The sequence below is a fragment of the Rugamonas sp. genome (assembly GCF_025354735.1).
GTDB lineage: Bacteria > Pseudomonadota > Gammaproteobacteria > Burkholderiales > Burkholderiaceae_D > Rugamonas.
Genome location: NZ_JANXMI010000269.1, coordinates 1 through 15796 on the forward strand (window position 1 = coordinate 1; position 15796 = coordinate 15796).

The 15796-nt window shown below is 66.9% G+C and carries 16 protein-coding genes; 8 read left to right on the forward strand and 8 right to left on the reverse strand.

The window, feature by feature from the left end; translation table 11 throughout:
• Positions 1-307: 307 nt before the first annotated feature.
• A complete protein-coding gene (locus tag Q0S71_RS21645; RefSeq protein WP_296000303.1) occupies positions 308-1198 on the reverse strand; it encodes a LysR family transcriptional regulator in 891 nt (296 codons plus the stop codon).
• Positions 1199-1309: 111 nt separating this feature from the next.
• Here Q0S71_RS21645 and leuC point away from each other — a divergent pair, with 111 nt between their 5' ends.
• Positions 1310-2728: a 3-isopropylmalate dehydratase large subunit gene (leuC, locus tag Q0S71_RS21650; protein WP_296000305.1), complete on the forward strand. Its 1419-nt coding sequence runs from the start codon at positions 1310-1312 to the stop codon at positions 2726-2728.
• Entirely contained in the window at positions 2721-3386 is a 666-nt protein-coding gene (gene leuD / locus Q0S71_RS21655) for a 3-isopropylmalate dehydratase small subunit (RefSeq protein ID WP_296000308.1), read from the forward strand. The genes leuC and leuD overlap by 8 nt, the downstream gene beginning before the upstream one ends.
• Here leuD and Q0S71_RS21660 read toward each other — a convergent pair whose 3' ends face one another.
• Positions 3387-4349 (reverse strand): D-glycerate dehydrogenase, encoded by a 963-nt coding sequence (locus tag Q0S71_RS21660; protein WP_296000310.1) that lies wholly within the window; start codon positions 4347-4349, stop codon positions 3387-3389. It abuts the gene before it with no gap.
• A gap of 227 nt (positions 4350-4576) precedes the next feature.
• Here Q0S71_RS21660 and Q0S71_RS21665 point away from each other — a divergent pair, with 227 nt between their 5' ends.
• Together Q0S71_RS21665 and Q0S71_RS21670 are read left to right on the forward strand one after the other, a co-directional pair.
• Positions 4577-5215 carry a PEP-CTERM sorting domain-containing protein gene (locus Q0S71_RS21665; protein ID WP_296000315.1) on the forward strand — a complete coding sequence of 213 codons (639 nt, stop codon included), beginning with the start codon at positions 4577-4579 and terminating at the stop codon, positions 5213-5215.
• Between the two features lie 199 nt (positions 5216-5414).
• The gene (locus Q0S71_RS21670) at positions 5415-6305 is read left to right on the forward strand and encodes a tetratricopeptide repeat protein (RefSeq protein ID WP_296000322.1); all 891 of its coding nucleotides are present in this window, start codon (positions 5415-5417) and stop codon (positions 6303-6305) included.
• Positions 6306-6392: 87 nt separating this feature from the next.
• Here the strand turns inward: Q0S71_RS21670 and Q0S71_RS21675 are convergent, their stop codons facing one another.
• The 5 genes from Q0S71_RS21675 to Q0S71_RS21695 all read right to left on the reverse strand — a co-directional run bounded on the left by Q0S71_RS21675 (position 6393) and on the right by Q0S71_RS21695 (position 12013).
• Entirely contained in the window at positions 6393-7592 is a 1200-nt protein-coding gene (locus tag Q0S71_RS21675; protein WP_296000326.1) for a pyridoxal phosphate-dependent aminotransferase family protein, read from the reverse strand.
• Between the two features lie 9 nt (positions 7593-7601).
• On the reverse strand, positions 7602-8219 hold the full coding sequence (locus Q0S71_RS21680; protein WP_296000327.1) for a hypothetical protein: 618 nt from the start codon (positions 8217-8219) through the stop codon (positions 7602-7604).
• A 252-nt stretch (positions 8220-8471) separates the two neighbouring features.
• Positions 8472-9848: a HAMP domain-containing sensor histidine kinase gene (locus Q0S71_RS21685; protein ID WP_296000329.1), complete on the reverse strand. Its 1377-nt coding sequence runs from the start codon at positions 9846-9848 to the stop codon at positions 8472-8474.
• 3 nt (positions 9849-9851) lie between these two features.
• Positions 9852-10547, reverse strand: a complete 696-nt coding sequence (locus Q0S71_RS21690) for a response regulator transcription factor (RefSeq protein WP_296000332.1) — start codon at positions 10545-10547, stop codon at positions 9852-9854.
• 167 nt (positions 10548-10714) lie between these two features.
• Entirely contained in the window at positions 10715-12013 is a 1299-nt protein-coding gene (locus Q0S71_RS21695) for an amidohydrolase family protein (RefSeq protein WP_296000335.1), read from the reverse strand.
• A 140-nt stretch (positions 12014-12153) separates the two neighbouring features.
• On the opposite strand from Q0S71_RS21695, the gene Q0S71_RS21700 reads away from it, so the two are divergent.
• Together Q0S71_RS21700 and Q0S71_RS21705 are read left to right on the forward strand one after the other, a co-directional pair.
• Complete coding sequence (locus Q0S71_RS21700) at positions 12154-12447, forward strand: hypothetical protein (RefSeq protein ID WP_296000338.1); 294 nt, start codon at positions 12154-12156, stop codon at positions 12445-12447.
• A gap of 1 nt (position 12448) precedes the next feature.
• Entirely contained in the window at positions 12449-12610 is a 162-nt protein-coding gene (locus Q0S71_RS21705) for a hypothetical protein (protein WP_296000341.1), read from the forward strand.
• Positions 12611-12721: 111 nt separating this feature from the next.
• Here the strand turns inward: Q0S71_RS21705 and senA are convergent, their stop codons facing one another.
• Positions 12722-13921 (reverse strand): selenoneine synthase SenA, encoded by a 1200-nt coding sequence (gene senA / locus Q0S71_RS21710; protein WP_296000344.1) that lies wholly within the window; start codon positions 13919-13921, stop codon positions 12722-12724.
• Between the two features lie 22 nt (positions 13922-13943).
• Here senA and senB point away from each other — a divergent pair, with 22 nt between their 5' ends.
• Together senB and selD are read left to right on the forward strand one after the other, a co-directional pair.
• Positions 13944-15005, forward strand: a complete 1062-nt coding sequence (gene senB / locus Q0S71_RS21715; RefSeq protein ID WP_296000346.1) for a selenoneine biosynthesis selenosugar synthase SenB — start codon at positions 13944-13946, stop codon at positions 15003-15005.
• A 16-nt stretch (positions 15006-15021) separates the two neighbouring features.
• Positions 15022-15796 (forward strand): selenide, water dikinase SelD (gene selD, locus Q0S71_RS21720; protein WP_296000348.1); only part of this gene is annotated, 775 nt, incomplete at its 3' end.

Sequence of the window (15796 nt, forward strand, 5' to 3'; positions counted from 1 at the left end):
TGGTACGACGGTCTTCGCGTTCATGTTCGGCAAACAGGCTGATCCGGGGCTTCATCATTGTGGTATTCATTGGTCGCGGGCTGATGCCAGAATTTTACCGAACCTGCGAACGGCAGGATAGGTTTCTAGAGGTGCCCTTAACGTAGCGAAGTAAAGCACATGACTGAAAATATATTTGATCTTCATGGAGCGCCCATCTTTCTCAAGACAATATTAATCTGGCAATAATAGCATTTTCGATTGCGTGCGCTGCCACTCCTGATGACCAGTCCAAGCTATTTCACTCACCGCCGGCCGCCGGCGAAACTCATTGCCCCGCAAACCACTCCGTCAAAAAATCGATGAACACACTGACCTTGGCCGACAAATGGGCGCGCTGGGGATAGACCGCGTACACGTCCGCCGCCGGCAGCACCCAGTCCGGCAAGACCGCGACCAGCGCGCCCGTATCGAGGTGCGCGTGCACGTCCCATTCCGAGCGCATCAGGATGCCCAGCCCCTCCAGCGCCCACAGCACGCCGGTTTCGCCGTCGTTGGTACTGAGGCCGCCGCGTATCTTCACCGATTCCTGCTTGGCGCCGTTCGTCAGCGCCCACGTGTTGTAGGCGGCGTCGCTTTCGCACAGCACGATGCACTGGTGCGTCTGCAAATCGCGCGGCGTGCGCGGCGTGCCGGCCGCCGCCAGATATTTCGGCGCGGCGCACAGGAAGCGGCGGTTGCCCGCGATCTTGCGCGCCACCATGCGCGAATCGGGCACGGGGCCGAACCAGATGCCGATGTCGAAGGCCTTGTCGGCCAGGTTGATCGAGCGGTCCGTCAGTTCCAGCTGCAATTGCACGGCCGGATAGCGCCGCGCGAACTGCACGATGGCCGGCCCGATGTGGCGCCGTCCGAAGCCGAAGGTGGCGTTCACCTTCAACAGGCCCTTGGGCACGCCGCGGCTGCTGGAGACGATTTGTTCGAGCTCCTCCAGTTCGGCCAGCAGGCGCCCGCCCGTGGCCAGATACACCTCGCCTTCATGGGTCACGCTGAGGCGGCGCGTGGTGCGGTTCAGCAGCCGCACGCCGAGCCGCTTTTCCATCTGCGCCAGGCGGGTCGAAATGGCCGGCGGCGTCACGCCCTGCTCGCGCGCCAGCGCCGCCAGCGATCCGTGCTTGACGAGTTGAACGAAAAATTCGAGGTCCGATACGCGGCTCATTGGTGAAGACTCATTAGTAAATTTAATTAATGAATGGATGAAGCCAGATTGTATTCTGAATTCAAAGCGCATCAACTACACTTCCTCCCAAGACGACATCACGGAGTAGCCATGTCCCACACCCTGTATCAAAAACTGGTCGCGTCGCACACGGTGACGCGGCTCGACGCGCAAAACGTGCTGCTGTACGCGGACCTGCACATCATGAACGAGTACACCAGCCCGCAGGCCTTCGCCGGCCTGAAGGCGGCGCGGCGCGCGGTCGCCGTGCCCGGCCAGCAGATGGCGGTGGTCGACCACATCATCCCCACGCATCCGGTGCGCTTGCGCATCATCGAGGATGCGCCGTCGGCTTTGCAGGCCACCAACCTGGCGCGCAACTGCGTCGAATACGGCATCATGCTGTTCGATACCAACGACGCGCTGCAAGGCATAGAACACGTGATCGCGCCGGAACTGGGCATGATACGGCCCGGCATGGTGGTGCTGTGCGGCGACAGCCACACGACCACTTACGGCGCCTTGGGCGCGCTCGGTTTCGGCATCGGCACCTCGGAAGTGGAGCACGTGCTGGCGACGCAAACGCTGGTCTACCGGCTGGCGCAGGACATGCGCATCCGCGTCGACGGCGTGCTGGCCGCCGGTTCGACCGCGAAAGACCTCATCATGCACATCATCGCCCGCATCGGCGCGCAGGGCGCGCGCGGCTATGCCGTCGAATTCCAGGGCGGCGCGATCGACGCGCTGTCGGTCGAGGCGCGGATGACCTTATGTAATATGGCGGTCGAAGCGGGCGCGCGCGGCGCCCTGATCGCGCCCGACGACAAGGCGATCCGCTACGTGCTCGAACGCGCGCCCGACATCGCCGACGGCGCCCACGCCGACACCGCGCTGATGGACTGGGCCGCGCTGCGCAGCGACGCCGACGCCCGCTTCGACGCCGAGCACCGCTTCGACGCCGCCCTCGTCGCACCCTACGTCAGCTGGGGCACCAGTCCCGATCAGGCGATACCGGTGACCGCCACCATCCCGGCGCCGCACGACGCGGCCGACGCCAGCGCCCGCGCCGCCGCCGAGCAGGCGCTGAGCTACACCGGCCTGCGCGCCGACATGACGATGGAGGGCCTGGCCATCGACCGCGTGTTCATCGGCTCCTGCACCAACGCCCGCATCGAGGATCTGCGCGTGGTGGCGGCCATCGTCAAGGGACGCCAGGTCGCGCCGGGCGTGCGCGCGATGGTGGTGCCGGGTTCGGGCGCCGTGCGCCGCCAGGCCGAGGAAGAAGGCATCGCCGACGCGCTGATGGCCAGCGGCTTCGAATGGCGCCAGCCCGGCTGCTCGATGTGCCTGGCGATGAATGACGACGTGCTGGCGCCGGGCGAGCGCTGCGCCTCGACCACCAACCGCAATTTCGAGGGCCGCCAGGGCCGCGGTGGCATCACCCATTTGATGAGTCCCGCGATGGCCGCCGCCGCCGCGATCACCGGCCATATCACCGACGTCCGCCAACTGGAGGCCGCCCATGTCTGACGCTAAACTGATCGAAGGCATCGCCGCGCCGCTGCCGACGCCCAACCTCGACACCGACCAGATCATGCCCAAGCAATTCTTGCGCGGCATCGACAAGGCCGGCCTGGCGCAAGGCTTGTTGTACGATTTGCGCTTCGACGCCGATCACCGCCCGCGCGCCGATTTCGTCTTGAACCGGCCGGGCTACCAGGGCGCCACGATACTCGTCGGCGGCAGCAATTTCGGCTGCGGGTCGAGCCGCGAGCACGCCGTCTGGGGCTTGCAGCAATTCGGCATCGAGGCCGTGATCGCGCCCAGTTTCGGCGAAATCTTTTACAGCAACGCGATGAACAACCGGCTGCTGCTGGTCATGCTGGACGCGGCCGACATCGCCCGCATCCTGGCCGACGTGGCCGATCCGGCGACGGCCGCGGTCACCATCGACGTCGAACGCATGGTGGTGCGCAGCCACCGCGTGGAGCTGCCGTTCGCGCTGTCGGAACGGCACCGGCGCATGTTCCTCGAAGGGCTGGACATGATAGGCGCCACGCTGGCGCTGACGCCGGAAATCGAGGCCTTCCAGCGGACCCACTGGCAGGCGCGCCCGTGGCTGCGCGACGTCGCCGCCGTGACGCGGGCGCGCCTGGACAGGAAAGACGATGGCAGCGGCGCCGCCTGATTACACGGCGTCGCGCGGCGCCGCGCCGGCCAGCACGGCGGCCACGTTGTCGAGCGCGCGGTGGCCCATGGCGTCGCGCGTCTCGACGGTGGCGGTGCCCATGTGCGGCATCATGAAGATATTCGGCAGCTCGCGCAGGCGCAGGTCGTACTCCGGCTCGGCGCGGAACACATCGAGTCCGGCGGCGGCCAGCTGGCCGCTTTGCAGCGCGGCGATCAAGTCGTCCTCGTTCACCAGCAAGCCGCGCGAGGTGTTGACCAGCACCGCGCCGCGCGGCAGCAGCGCCATCATCGCCGCGTCGACATAGCCGTCGAGCGCGCGCTCGCCCGGCGCGTGCAGCGACAGGATCTGGCAGTGCGGCAGCATGGCGCGCACGTCGTCGAAATAGGTGGCGCCCTGTTCGAGCTCCGGCGCCAGCCGGCGGCGGTTGTGATACAGCACCTTCACGCCGAAGCCGCGCGCGCGCCGCGCCACCGCCTGGCCGATGCGGCCCATGCCGATGATGCCCAGCGTCTTGCCGCTGAAGTCCAGGCCCAGCATGTCGCCGAGGCCGTAGCGCTGGCGCCAGCCCCGCTCCATGATGGCCGCGTAGTCGCGCGCGCGCCGGCAAGCGCCCAGCATCAGCAGCAGCGCCATGTCGGCGGTGGCGTCGCTGACCACGTCCGGCGTGTTGGTGACGACGATGCCGCGCGCCTTGGCGGCGGCGACGTCGACGTGTTCATAACCGACGCTGTAACAGGCGATCAGCTTGAGCTGCGCCGGCAGCGCGGCGACGGCGGCGGCGTCGAGCCGGATGCGGCTGGAAATGAGCATCGCCTGCAAGCCGGCTTCGGCCCGCAGCGCGGCGATGGCCTCGGCCACGGTGGGCTGGTGGTCTTGCGAGGTGATGGCGTCGAATTCGGCGCGCGCGCGTTCGGCGATGGCGGGCGGCAGCGGCGTGGCGCAGAGCAGTCGGGCGGTCATGTGGTTCTTTCAATGTGAAGAAGTCAGCAAGATTATAAGTCCAGAATCGAAGGCCGCGATGGCCGCCGCGCCGTGGCCGCCGCGCGCGCGACCGCCTGTCCGCGCCGCGCAACATAAATTTCCAAAAAACAACGTAACTTGACGATAATGCATTTATAATGATTGACTTCGCCCACTGCCGGGCTATGCTAACTAATACCGACTTCCAACAATAAAAGGAGATTTCCATGCGCTCAAAAGCTCTCGCATTCGCCCTCGCCCTGGCCTGCACCGGCGCCGCCCACGCCGCCACCATCGATTGGAACACCTGGCAAACGACCGCCGCCGGCACCATCGGCCCGGTGACGGTGAGCTACACCGGCGCCAACGACGGCCTGGCCGGCATGTATCCGAGCTATACGCCCGCCACCACCTTCGCCGACGGCACCATCGTCGCCAATGCGCCGACCAGCGCCAACGGCATGATCAAGCTGATAGGCGGCGACAACACCGTCAACACCATCACGTTTTCGACGGCGGTCATCAATCCGGTGATGGCCATCTGGAGCCTGGGTCAAGGCGGTTCGACGGCCAGTTTCGTGTTCAGCAACGCCACGCCGCTGTTCGTCAGCGGCGGCCCCAGCGCCGAATATAACGGCAGCCCGATCACGGTCAGCGGCAACACCGTCTTTGGCACGGAAGGCAACGGCACCGTGCAATTCCTGGGCACTTACACCAGCCTGTCGTGGACCAATCCGCAGGCCGAAAACTATTATGGCTTCAACGTCGGCATCGCCGGCGCCGTGCCGGAGCCGGAACAGTACGGCATGATGGCGGCCGGACTGGCCCTGGTCGGCTTCATGGCGCGCCGCCGCAAGCGCGCTTGATTCACGTCTGATTTCCAGCCTGGCAGCAGGCTGGCGCAACATCAAGGGGCCGCGGCCCCTTTTTCAATGGCGGCGGCCTTCGCATCATGGCGCCGCCGAGGGGGTGACTAAATTAAGGCCTGGTTAAATTGCGCGCTCACGCCTTGTGATTTCATTTACACTGCCCCACGTAACGAGTACCTTTCACAGGAGATAGACCATGATTTCAACATCCCTCATCCGAGCCACGTTGCTGGCTACCGCGATGACCCTGGCCGCCCCCGTCTTCGCGGCAGGCGCCGATCCATCCATGCACGATGTCTATCTGGCGGCCGAAGCGGGCAAATTCACCGAAGCGCAAGCGATGATGGACCAGGTGCTGCGCGACCATCCCAACAGCAGCAAGGCGCACTTCGTCGAAGCTGAACTGCTGGCCAAGCAAGGCAAGATCTCGGCCGCCGAAGCGGAACTGAACACGGCCGACAAGCTGGCGCCCGGACTACCCGGCGAAAAAGCCGGCGCCGTCGCCAACCTTCGCCAGCTGATCGCCAGCTTCCACGCCACGCCGGCGCAAACCCGCAGCGCCTACGCGCCGCGCCCGGCCACGGTCTACACGCAGCCGGCGCCGTCGCACGGTAGCGGCATGGGCGGCATCGTCATCCTGGTGCTGCTGCTGGTGGCGTTCATCGTGGTCGTGTCGCGCTTCATGGCGCGCCGCAATCCGACCACGGTGGCCTATGGTCCAACCGGCATGGGCGGCGGTGGCGCCGGCTACGGCCCCGGCCAGCCCATGCAGGGCGGCTACGCGCCCGGCTACGGCCAGCCTATGCAGGGCGGCGGCATCGGTTCGGGCATCGTCGGCGGTCTGGCGACCGGCGCGGCGGTCGGCGCCGGCATCGTCGCCGGCGAGGCGCTGATGCACCACTTCACCGATGGCGACCGCGATCGCGGCGGCTACCAGCCCGGCTACGAGCCGCCGCCTCCGGTGCGCGATGACCGCCTGGCCAACGACGACATGGGCGGCAACGACTTCGGCGCCAACGACAGCTCGTCGTGGGACGACAACAGCGGCGGTGGCGGCGGTGGCGGTGGCGGCAGCGACGACTGGTGATATCCGGCGTTGAGGCCATGAAAACGGCATAAAAAAACGGCGTTGCGGATTTTTCCGCAACGCCGTTTTTGTTTGTCGCCGCGGTCTTTAGATGCGGCCGGCCAGACGTCCCATCACGCTGACCACGTGGTCGATCTGCGCATGGGTATGGCCGGCGTTCATCATAAAGCGCAAGCGGGCCTGGCCCAGCGGCGCGGCCGGGAACTGGACCGCGTCGACGTGCACGCCTTCCTTGCGCAGCTCCCGCGCGTGCAGGCGGCACTGTTCGGCGTCGCCGATCAGCACCGGCACGATAGGCGTGGCCGTCGAAATGATCTGATAACCGAGCGGCTGCATCTTCTCGATGAAGTAGCGCTGGTTGTCCCACAGGCGCTGGCGCCGTTCCGGTTCCTCGACCAGCAGGTCGAGCGCCGCGATCAGGGCCGCCGCCTGGTCCGGCGGCGGCGGGCAGGTGAAGCCGTAGGCGGAACTGGTCAGGCGGATCACGTCGGCGATCTCGCGGTCGACGGCGACGAAGCCGCCGATGGAACCGAGCGCCTTGCTCAGCGTCCCCATCTGCATGATGTTCGGACTGTAGCAATTGAAGTGTTCCGACGTGCCGCCGCCATGCTCGCCGAGGATGCCGGTGGCGTGCGCGTCGTCGATGTACAAAATGGCGCCGAATTTTTCGGCCAACGCCACCAGGTCGGGCAGCGGCGCGATCGTGCCTTCCATGCTGAACACACCGTCGCTGACGATGATGGGCGTGGTGCCGTCGGCCGCCTTGAGCAGCGACTCCAGGTGGTTCATGTCGCAATGGCGATAGTTATGGCGCTCGGCGCCCGACATCTGTATGCCTTCGCGGATACTGATGTGGTTATATTCGTCCGAATAATAAGCGTACTTGTGACGCTTCTTGGCGCGGTAGCCGTGCAGGCGCGCCAGCGTGCCGGCCTTGACCAGCGACGACAGCACGCCGATATTGGTCATGTAGCCGGTCACGAACAGCACCGCGTCGCTCTTGTGCTTGAGCGCGCCGAGGCGGCGTTCCAGCTCGCGGTACACTTCCAGGTCGCCGCCCAGCAGGCGCGACTCGCAGTTGCCGACGCCGTAGCGGTCCAGGCCCGACTTGGCCGCCGCCACCAGGCGCGGATGGTTGGCCAGCGCCAGATAATTATTGGTGCTGAACGAAACGACGCTCTCGCCACCGGTGATGAAAGTCGGATCGGGCAGCGTCTCGTTGACCGACGATTCGTGGTGGGTCTGATGGCTTTCGAGCCAATGGGCGATGTCGCTTAAGTCGTGCATGTTATAACCTCAAAAAATTATTCTGCGCGCCGGGCCGGTCTTGACTGTAATCCCAATCCGGGTCCGGCGCGTGTGTCCAAGCAGGTCGGCCGGCGGGCGCAAACGCTGCCGCCGGCGCAACGCGACATCGAAGCGCCCGCCACCTTCGTGACCAGTGTCGACGGTGCCGCCGGCCGGCGCGGTCTCGATTACGGTATTGATAGCGGCGACGCCGACGCCCAGGCGCGCGTTGCGGCCACGGTCGTTCACGATATCGATGTCGGTTAGCCCGCCGCCGACCTTGATCGCGGCGATGCCGTTCAGGATGGATGCCACTTGATCGCCCGTTTGCGTCGTCACATCCAGCCCTGGGCCGGAAATGCCGACAGCGATCTCTCCCTTGACGCCCGACCGCGCCTGCACCACCCCATCCTCCATGACTGGCTGGAAAGGAGTCGGCACGCCGGGAATTGCCCGTATTTTAGCCGAGATATCGGCAAGGGGTTGAGCCCCGCCCCAAAACCGCCGCGACGCCCGGCGCCGTGGGCTGGCCGGCAGCGCCATCCGGTGCGCCGCCCCGGGGGCGCTGCCGTCGTCGGGCCGATCTGGCGGCGATATCGCATCGCCAACTTCTGGATAATTTTGCAAGTTTGCACGCAGTGGGGTTCGGGCAGCCGGAGTTTGCCCTCGTCGAGCCGGGCAGCCGACAGTGTCTGGAAAATCGCGCCGCCATCGGACCGGGCGCCCGGAAAACAGCCGGGATCGCGAAAAGATGGCTTGCAAAACGGTGGCAGCGCACGGAGTGTAAGACAGCGAACCTTGCCGCGACATTGCGCTTACATTACAAATCGGAAAGGTTGGCGGGCGCGGGGACGCGGCTGCGGGCGCGCGACTATGCCATCAACCGGCCGCGGCGTCGGCGCCGACCGGCAGCGTGATGCGCACGATCAGCCCGGGCGCGCCGTCCTCCAGCGTCAGCACGCCGTCGTGCAGCGTCGCCGTGGCGCTGACGATGGACAGGCCGAGGCCGTTGCCGGGCATGTTGCGGCTTTTGTCGAGCCGGTAGAAGCGCTGCGTGACCTTGCCGCGCTCCCCGGCCGGGATGCCGGGGCCGTTGTCGCGCACGGCGATCGACACCGTGCCCGGCGCGCTGGCCGTGCTCAGCTCGATGGCGGCGCCGGCGCCCGCATATTTGAGCGCGTTGTCGAGCAGGCTGGCGACGGCGCTGGCGAGCAGGTTGCGGTCGCCGTGCACCTGGGCGGCCGGCGCCAGCGCCAGCGTCAACCGCACTTGCGAGGCTTCGGCGCTGGCGTCGTACATCTCGGCCATGTCGCGCGCGATGGTGTTCAAGTCCACGCTGTCGAACAGCTGCGCGCGCACGCCCGATTCGGCTTCGGCGATTTGCAGCAGGCGCTCGAACAGGCGGATCAAATCGTCGATATGGCCGATGGCTTCGTGCGCTGCCTCGCCCAACTCCTCCACCGTCGGATGGCGCAGCGCCTCATCGAGCTTGCCGCGTATGCGGCTGAGCGGCGTGCGCAAATCGTGCGCGATGGCGTTCGAGACGTGGCGTATGCCGTCCATCAGCAGCTCGATGCGGTCCAGCATGCGGTTGATGTCGCGGTTGAGCAGGCCAAATTCATCGTCGCCGCTGGCCGGAATGCGGCGGCTCATGTCGCCGGCCTCGATCAATTCGGCGGTGCGGCGGATCGCGCCCAGGCGCTGCGCGATCTGCGCGCGGAACAGCGCCGCGCCCAAGATCGTCAGCAGCAGCGACACGGCCGCGCCGGTGCCCAGCGCGCGCCACACCAGGCTGCGGATGGCATCCTGCTCGCTCAGGTCGCGCCCCACCACCAGCATGCCGCCGTCGCTCAAGGCCCGCAGGTACAGGCGCGCCGTCGTCACGGCGCCGTCGCGCACCACGGCATGGGTCAGCAGCGCGTCGCTGTCGCCGGCCCCGGTCAGCGAGGGCCACGACGTCAGGTTGCCGGCCAGGCGCCGGCCATCGGCGCCGGTGACGAGGAAAATCTCGCGGTCGCTGTCGATGCCGTCGCTCAGCTGGCGGTTCACTTCGCGCACCAGGTCGCGCCCCGACAGCGACTGGTGCTGCTCGATCAGGCGGTCCGACAGCGCCACGATCTTGCCGTCGATATTTTGATCGAGCACGCCGATGGTGCCGACATAGAACACGGCCGACACGGCGACCATGGACGCGGTGCCGAGCAAGCCGTAGCCCAGCACCAGCTTGGCCGCGATGGAGCCGCGCAGCTTGAACACCGCCTAGCCGCCCGCGTCCGGCGCGCTGGCCGACAGCCGGTAGCCGACGCCGCGCAGCGTGTGGATCAGCATCGGCGTGAAATCCTTGTCGATCTTGGTGCGCAGGCGGCTGATCTGGACGTCGATCACATTGGTCTGCGGGTCGAAGTGATAATCCCACACCGCCTCGAGCAGCATGGTGCGGGTGACGACCTGGCCTTCGTGGCGTATCAGGTATTCGAGCAGCCGGTATTCGCGCGGTTGCAGCGCGATGACGCGGCCGTCGCGCGTCACGCGCATGGCCCGCAAGTCCAGCCTCAGGTCCGCCACCTGCAACTGGGTGCCGTCCTGGCCCGGCGCGGCGCGCCGCAGCAGCGCCTCGATGCGGGCCAGCAGCTCGGAAAACGCGAACGGCTTGGAGACGTAATCGTCGGCGCCGCCGCGCAGGCCGAGCACGCGCTCGTCGATGCTCGTCAGCGCGCTGACGATGATGACCGGCGTCTGCCGGTCCTTGCGGCGCAGCTTCTCGACGATGGACAGGCCGTCGACCCGGCCCGGCAGCATGCGGTCCATGACGATGACGTCCCAGTCGGCGCCGCAGGCCAGGTCCAGCCCCTGCTCGCCGTCGGCGCAGGCGGTGACCGTGTAGCCGGCCTCGCGCAAGCCCTTGCAGATATAACGCGACGTGTCCACCTCATCTTCAATCACCAGGCACCGCATCGCCTATCTCCTATTTGTGCCGCCCGTTTGCAGAGGCGCCTAGCATAAGCGCCAAGCGCGCGCGCGCACAAGGAGATTTTATCGGGCGGGTCGCCGGGCCGCCGGGCAAGCGCGCGGCGCGCGGCAAGCGCCGGCGCAACCGGCGGCGCGAAACGGCCTGGCGCGGCCTAGCGGCGCACGACGACGCCGCCCTTCATCACGAAGTCCACCTTGGTCAGTTCGGCGGCGTTGGCGACCGGGTCGCCCTTGACGGCGATGATGTCGGCGTATTTGCCGGCCGTGATCGAGCCGACCTTGTCCTGCCATCCCAGCAGGTCGGCGGCGCTGACGGTGGCGGCCTGGATCGCCTCCATCGACGTCATGCCGTATTTGACCATATAGTAAAACTGCTTGGCGTTGTCGCCGTGCGGGTAGACGCCGGCGTCGGTGCCGAAGGCGATCTTCACGCCGGCGTCGTGGGCCTTGCGGAAGTTATCGCGCTGCAGCTGGCCGAGCGCCTTTTCCTTGACGATCGACTCGGGCAGCATGCCGAACTTGGCGCCCTCCTGCAAGATGAAATCGTCGTCGTAGATGTCCATGACCAGGTAGGTGCCATGCTCGCGCGCCAGCTTGATGCCCTCGTCGTCGATCAGGCTGGCGTGCTCGATCGAGTCGATGCCGGCCAGGATGGCGTCGCGGATGCTGCTGGCGCCGTGCGCGTGGGCCGCCACCTTGCGACCGAGTTTATGGGCCTCGGCAGCGATGGCCTGCATCTCCTCGAGCGTGTATTGCTGGGCGCCGGGCGTATCGCCCTTCGACAGCACGCCGCCGGAGGCGCAGATCTTGATGACGTCGGCGCCGTATTTGACCATCTCGCGCACCTTGGCGCGCGCCGCCCACGGGCCGTCCGCGACGGCGGGGCTGGTGTAGTGGAAGTCGACCGACGGCAGGTTGTTGTCGCAGTGGCCGCCCTGGATGCCGATGGCGTAGCCGGCGGTGCGCATGCGCGGGCCGGGGATGTCGCCGTCGTCGATGGCGTCGCGCAGCGCGACGTCGCCGAAGCCGTCGGCGCCGACGTTGCGCACGGTGGTGAAGCCGGCGTTTAGCGTCACGCGGGCCGAGCGCGCGCCGTACAGCGCGGCGCGGATGTCGGACACGCCGAGCGAATTGTAGCCGCTCAGGTAAGGGTCGGACGTCAGGTGGGTGTGCATGTCGATCAGGCCGGGCAGCACGGTCTGCGCCGACAGGTCTATCACCTCGGCGCCGCCCGGCACCTTGGCCGACGCGGTCGGGCCGACCGACGTGATGCGCTCGCCGGTGATGATGATGGTCTGGTCCTTCAACACGGTGCCGGCGACGACGTCGACCAGCTTGCCGGCGCGGATCGCCACCACGTGCGGGGCGGCGGCGGCGGTATCGGCGTGGGACGGCGCGGCGGCTAAGAGGCCCGCCACGGCGGCGGCGAGCGCGAGGTGCTTCAGTTTCATAAATCTGCTTTCAGTATATGGAGTCGGCTATCGGGTCGAGAAAATCCCCGCCGAAAAGCATAGCAGATGCATTATCATGGCAGCTTATAAATTTTTCGCCGTCGACAACGGAGTTCATTTCAGCCAGCACAAGGAAACCCATGAGCAAGCCCGCCATTGGCACGCCCTCCTCTACACCGCCGCCGGAGCCAAAGCAAAAGACCACGATCATCGACCAGATCGTCCACCTTGTGCTGAACGTCCTGTTCTTCCTCGTGATCGCTGGGGCGGCAGTGGGCTTGGACCTGCTGTCGACTTGGATCGCCACGCTGGGCGTCACGTCCTTCACGGTCGAAGCACTGCAGTTCACCGCGCACGGCTTGCTGATCTTCGATTTGGTGTTATTCTGTGTCTCTCTGCTGGCTTCCGGCCTGCATTATGTGAAAGGCATCTGACATGAGCCCTCCAAACATCAAGCTCGATACCGATGGCTACGCCATTCGCATGTTGAAGCTGAGTCTGCGCCGCTACTTCGCGCCGCTGACCGGTGCCGTTGCCGCCGTCCGTCGTGAGATGACGCGCGGCGAACAGCCGAAGAAGGCCCGCGAACGCAGCTAATCATGCCGCAACACAAGTTTAACGAAGCGCATCTGGCCCCAAGCCCGGTGCGCTTTTCATTGGAAACGACCTATTCTCATCAATCCGGGTCAGGGCAGGACCGGCGCAAAATCAGCGCGGCCACGCGCAGGTGCGCAGGCCGGCGAAGATGTCGTCGCGTTCGGGCGGAAAGAAATTGCGGAACTTGGCCGAGCCGAATCGCGACGGCGTGGCGAACGAGGCGCCGCGCAGCACCTGGTGGGTGGTGAACCACGGCGCCGAATATTCGCGGTAGCGGTCCGCGACGAAGCCCGGATACGGCTCGAACGGCGACGCCGTCCACTCCCACAACTGACCCCAGCGGAACGCCGGATGGCCAGCCAGGGCCGCGTATTCCCACTCCGCCTCGGTGGCCAGGCGGCGGCCGGCCCAGGCGCAGTAGGCCTGCGCTTCGTACAGGTTGATGTGGCGTACCGGCTCGGCGCCGGCCAGGGTCTGCAACTGGCCGAAGCGCACGGTGCGCCACTGGGCGCCGTCGCGCTGCCAGTAGCGCGGCGCCGAGCGTTCCTGCCGCATCAGCCACGCGCTGCCGGCGGGACTCCAGAACTGGCGGTTGTCGTAGCCGCCGTCGGCGACGAAATCGGCATACTGGGCGTTCGTGACCAGACCCGCATCGATGGTGAACGGCGCCACGTAACGGGGATGGGCGCCGCGCTCGTTGTCGAACACGAAGCCGTCGCCGGCGCTGCCCAGTTCCAGCAGGCCGCCGGGGAAGGCGATCTCGGACGGCCGGAACAGCACCTGCTCGTCGTGCGTCAGCTGCGGCGGCGCTTCCAGGCCCAGGGTCTGCAAGGTGTAGAGGTAGGCTTCGCCGTGCATGTCTTCGTGCGCCAGCGCCAGGCGGTAGGGATACAGCGCCAGGTCGTCGTTCGGTTCGCGCGACAGCTTGTCGAGCACGCGGTCCAGCACTTCGTGGCAGTAGGTTTTCAGCGCGCCGGTGCTGGGCAGGTCCAGCGTCCAGCGGCTGCGGTGCGGCACCGTGTTGGAATCGAACCAGTCGTCGCCGCGGCTGAGCAGCGAGTGATACAGCGCGTCGGCCGGATGGCTCGATGCCGCTTCGCGCAGGATGAACCATTCCGCGAACCAGGCGGTGTGGCCCAGTTCCCACAAGGGCGGGTTGACGATGCGCAGCTGCGGCACGCGCGACGACACGTCCAGGCCGGCGGCGGCGTAGCGCTCGAACAGGGCCAGCGTATAATCGCGCGCATCCTGTAGCGCTTGCGCCAGTTGCATAGGCCGGGCATGACGAAAGGAAGCGTAGTTTGAACTCATACCGCGATTGTAGCGAATTTTGATGGCCACAGTGAAGCTTCCCCACATCTGCATCGTCAGCCCGGCGTCGGCCAAGGCCAACAATGGCAACTGGCAGAGCGCCAAGCGCTGGGCGCATTTTCTGCGCGCCCGCTACCGGGTCACGGTGACGCAGCAGTGGCCGATGGCGGACACGAATGCGGACGCGGAGGCGAACGCCGATGTGCATGCGCGCACGAGCAGGCGCACGGCGCCATCGGACGCGCCCGACCTGCTGATCGCGCTGCACGCGCGGCGCTCGGCGCCGTCGCTGGCGGCCTTCGGCGCCGCGTTCCCGCAGCGGCCCACCGTGCTGCTGTTGACCGGCACCGACCTGTATCGCGACATCCACGATGACGCCAGCGCCCAGGCCTCGCTGCGGCAGGCGGTCGCGCTGGTGCTGCTGCAAGCGGACGGCATGGCGGAACTGGCGCCGCCGCTGCGCGCCAAGACCCACGTGATTTTCCAGTCGGCCGCCACGCTGAAGGCGCCGCCGCCAGCGTTGCGGCGCCACGCCGACGTCTGCATGGTCGGCCATCTGCGCGCCGAAAAAGATCCGCTGACGTTCATGCGCGCGGCCGCCCTGGTGACGGCGCCGCAGGCGCGCCTGCTGCACATCGGCGGCGCGCTCGACGAACAATGGCGGAGCGCCGCGCTGGGCGCGCAAGCGGCCACGCCGCGCTACCGGTGGCTGGGCGCCCTGCCCCACGCGGCCACGCGCCAGCGCCTCAAGCGCTGCCGCCTGATGGCGCTGACGTCGCACATGGAGGGCGGCGCCAACGTCATCATCGAAGCCGTCACCAGCGGCGTGGCGGTGCTGGCCAGCGACATCGGCGGCAATCGCGGCATGCTGGGCGCCGACTACGCCGGCTACTTCCCGCCCGGCGACGCGGCCGCGCTGGCGCGCCTGATCGACCGCGCCCTGACCGACGCCGCCTTCGAGGCGCTGCTGCGGACCCAGTGCGCGGAGCGCGCGCCGCTGTTCGCGCCGGCCGCCGAACAAGCGGCTTTGCTGGAGTTAGTGGATAATCTGCTACATCGCCCGGCCCCCACCGGCACCACATGACAGAATGGATACCCATATGAGCAACGACACCATCAAGCTGACTTCCTTTTCGCACGGCGGCGGCTGCGGCTGCAAAATCGCGCCCGGCGTGCTGGCCGAGATCCTGAAAAATTCGACCGGCTTCCCGGTGCCGAAGGAACTGATGGTCGGCATCGAGACCGCCGACGACGCCGCCGTCTACAAGCTCAATGACGAACAGGCGCTGATCGCCACCACCGATTTCTTCATGCCCATCGTTGACGACCCGTTCGACTTCGGCCGCATCGCCGCCACCAACGCCATCTCCGACGTCTACGCCATGGGCGGCACGCCCATCATGGCGCTGGCCCTGGTCGGCATGCCGATCAACAAACTGCCGCTGGAAACCATAGGCCAGATCATCCGCGGCGGCGAATCGATATGCGCCGAAGCGGGCATCCCCATCGCCGGCGGCCACACCATCGACTCGGTCGAGCCGATCTACGGCCTGGTGGTGCTGGGCCTCGTGCACCCGTCCAAGGTCAAGCGCAACGCCGACGCCAAGGCCGGCGATGTGCTCATCCTCGGCAAGCCGATCGGCGTCGGCGTGCTATCGGCGGCGCTGAAGAAGAACGCTCTCGACGCCGCAGGCTACCGGCAGCTCGTCGAGACGACGACCCGCCTCAACACGCCCGGCATGGCGCTCGCCGACATGGACAGCGTGCACGCGATCACCGACGTCACCGGCTTCGGCCTGGCCGGCCATGCCCTCGAAATGGCGCGCGGCGCCGGGCTCGGCGTGACGATCGAGTGGGCCAAGGTGCCGCTGCTCG

Excerpts from the sequence above, each read along its gene's own strand:
- Q0S71_RS21645 (WP_296000303.1), bottom strand. The coding sequence starts at position 1,198 with ATGAGCCGCGTATCGGACCTCGAATTTTTCGTTCAACTCGTCAAGCAC.
- leuC (WP_296000305.1), top strand. The coding sequence starts at position 1,310 with ATGTCCCACACCCTGTATCAAAAACTGGTCGCGTCGCACACGGTGACG.
- leuD (WP_296000308.1), top strand. The coding sequence starts at position 2,721 with ATGTCTGACGCTAAACTGATCGAAGGCATCGCCGCGCCGCTGCCGACG.
- Q0S71_RS21660 (WP_296000310.1), bottom strand. The coding sequence starts at position 4,349 with ATGACCGCCCGACTGCTCTGCGCCACGCCGCTGCCGCCCGCCATCGCC.
- Q0S71_RS21665 (WP_296000315.1), top strand. The coding sequence starts at position 4,577 with ATGCGCTCAAAAGCTCTCGCATTCGCCCTCGCCCTGGCCTGCACCGGC.
- Q0S71_RS21670 (WP_296000322.1), top strand. The coding sequence starts at position 5,415 with ATGATTTCAACATCCCTCATCCGAGCCACGTTGCTGGCTACCGCGATG.
- Q0S71_RS21675 (WP_296000326.1), bottom strand. The coding sequence starts at position 7,592 with ATGCACGACTTAAGCGACATCGCCCATTGGCTCGAAAGCCATCAGACC.
- Q0S71_RS21690 (WP_296000332.1), bottom strand. The coding sequence starts at position 10,547 with ATGCGGTGCCTGGTGATTGAAGATGAGGTGGACACGTCGCGTTATATC.
- Q0S71_RS21695 (WP_296000335.1), bottom strand. The coding sequence starts at position 12,013 with ATGAAACTGAAGCACCTCGCGCTCGCCGCCGCCGTGGCGGGCCTCTTA.
- Q0S71_RS21700 (WP_296000338.1), top strand. The coding sequence starts at position 12,154 with ATGAGCAAGCCCGCCATTGGCACGCCCTCCTCTACACCGCCGCCGGAG.
- Q0S71_RS21705 (WP_296000341.1), top strand. The coding sequence starts at position 12,449 with ATGAGCCCTCCAAACATCAAGCTCGATACCGATGGCTACGCCATTCGC.
- senA (WP_296000344.1), bottom strand. The coding sequence starts at position 13,921 with ATGAGTTCAAACTACGCTTCCTTTCGTCATGCCCGGCCTATGCAACTG.
- senB (WP_296000346.1), top strand. The coding sequence starts at position 13,944 with ATGGCCACAGTGAAGCTTCCCCACATCTGCATCGTCAGCCCGGCGTCG.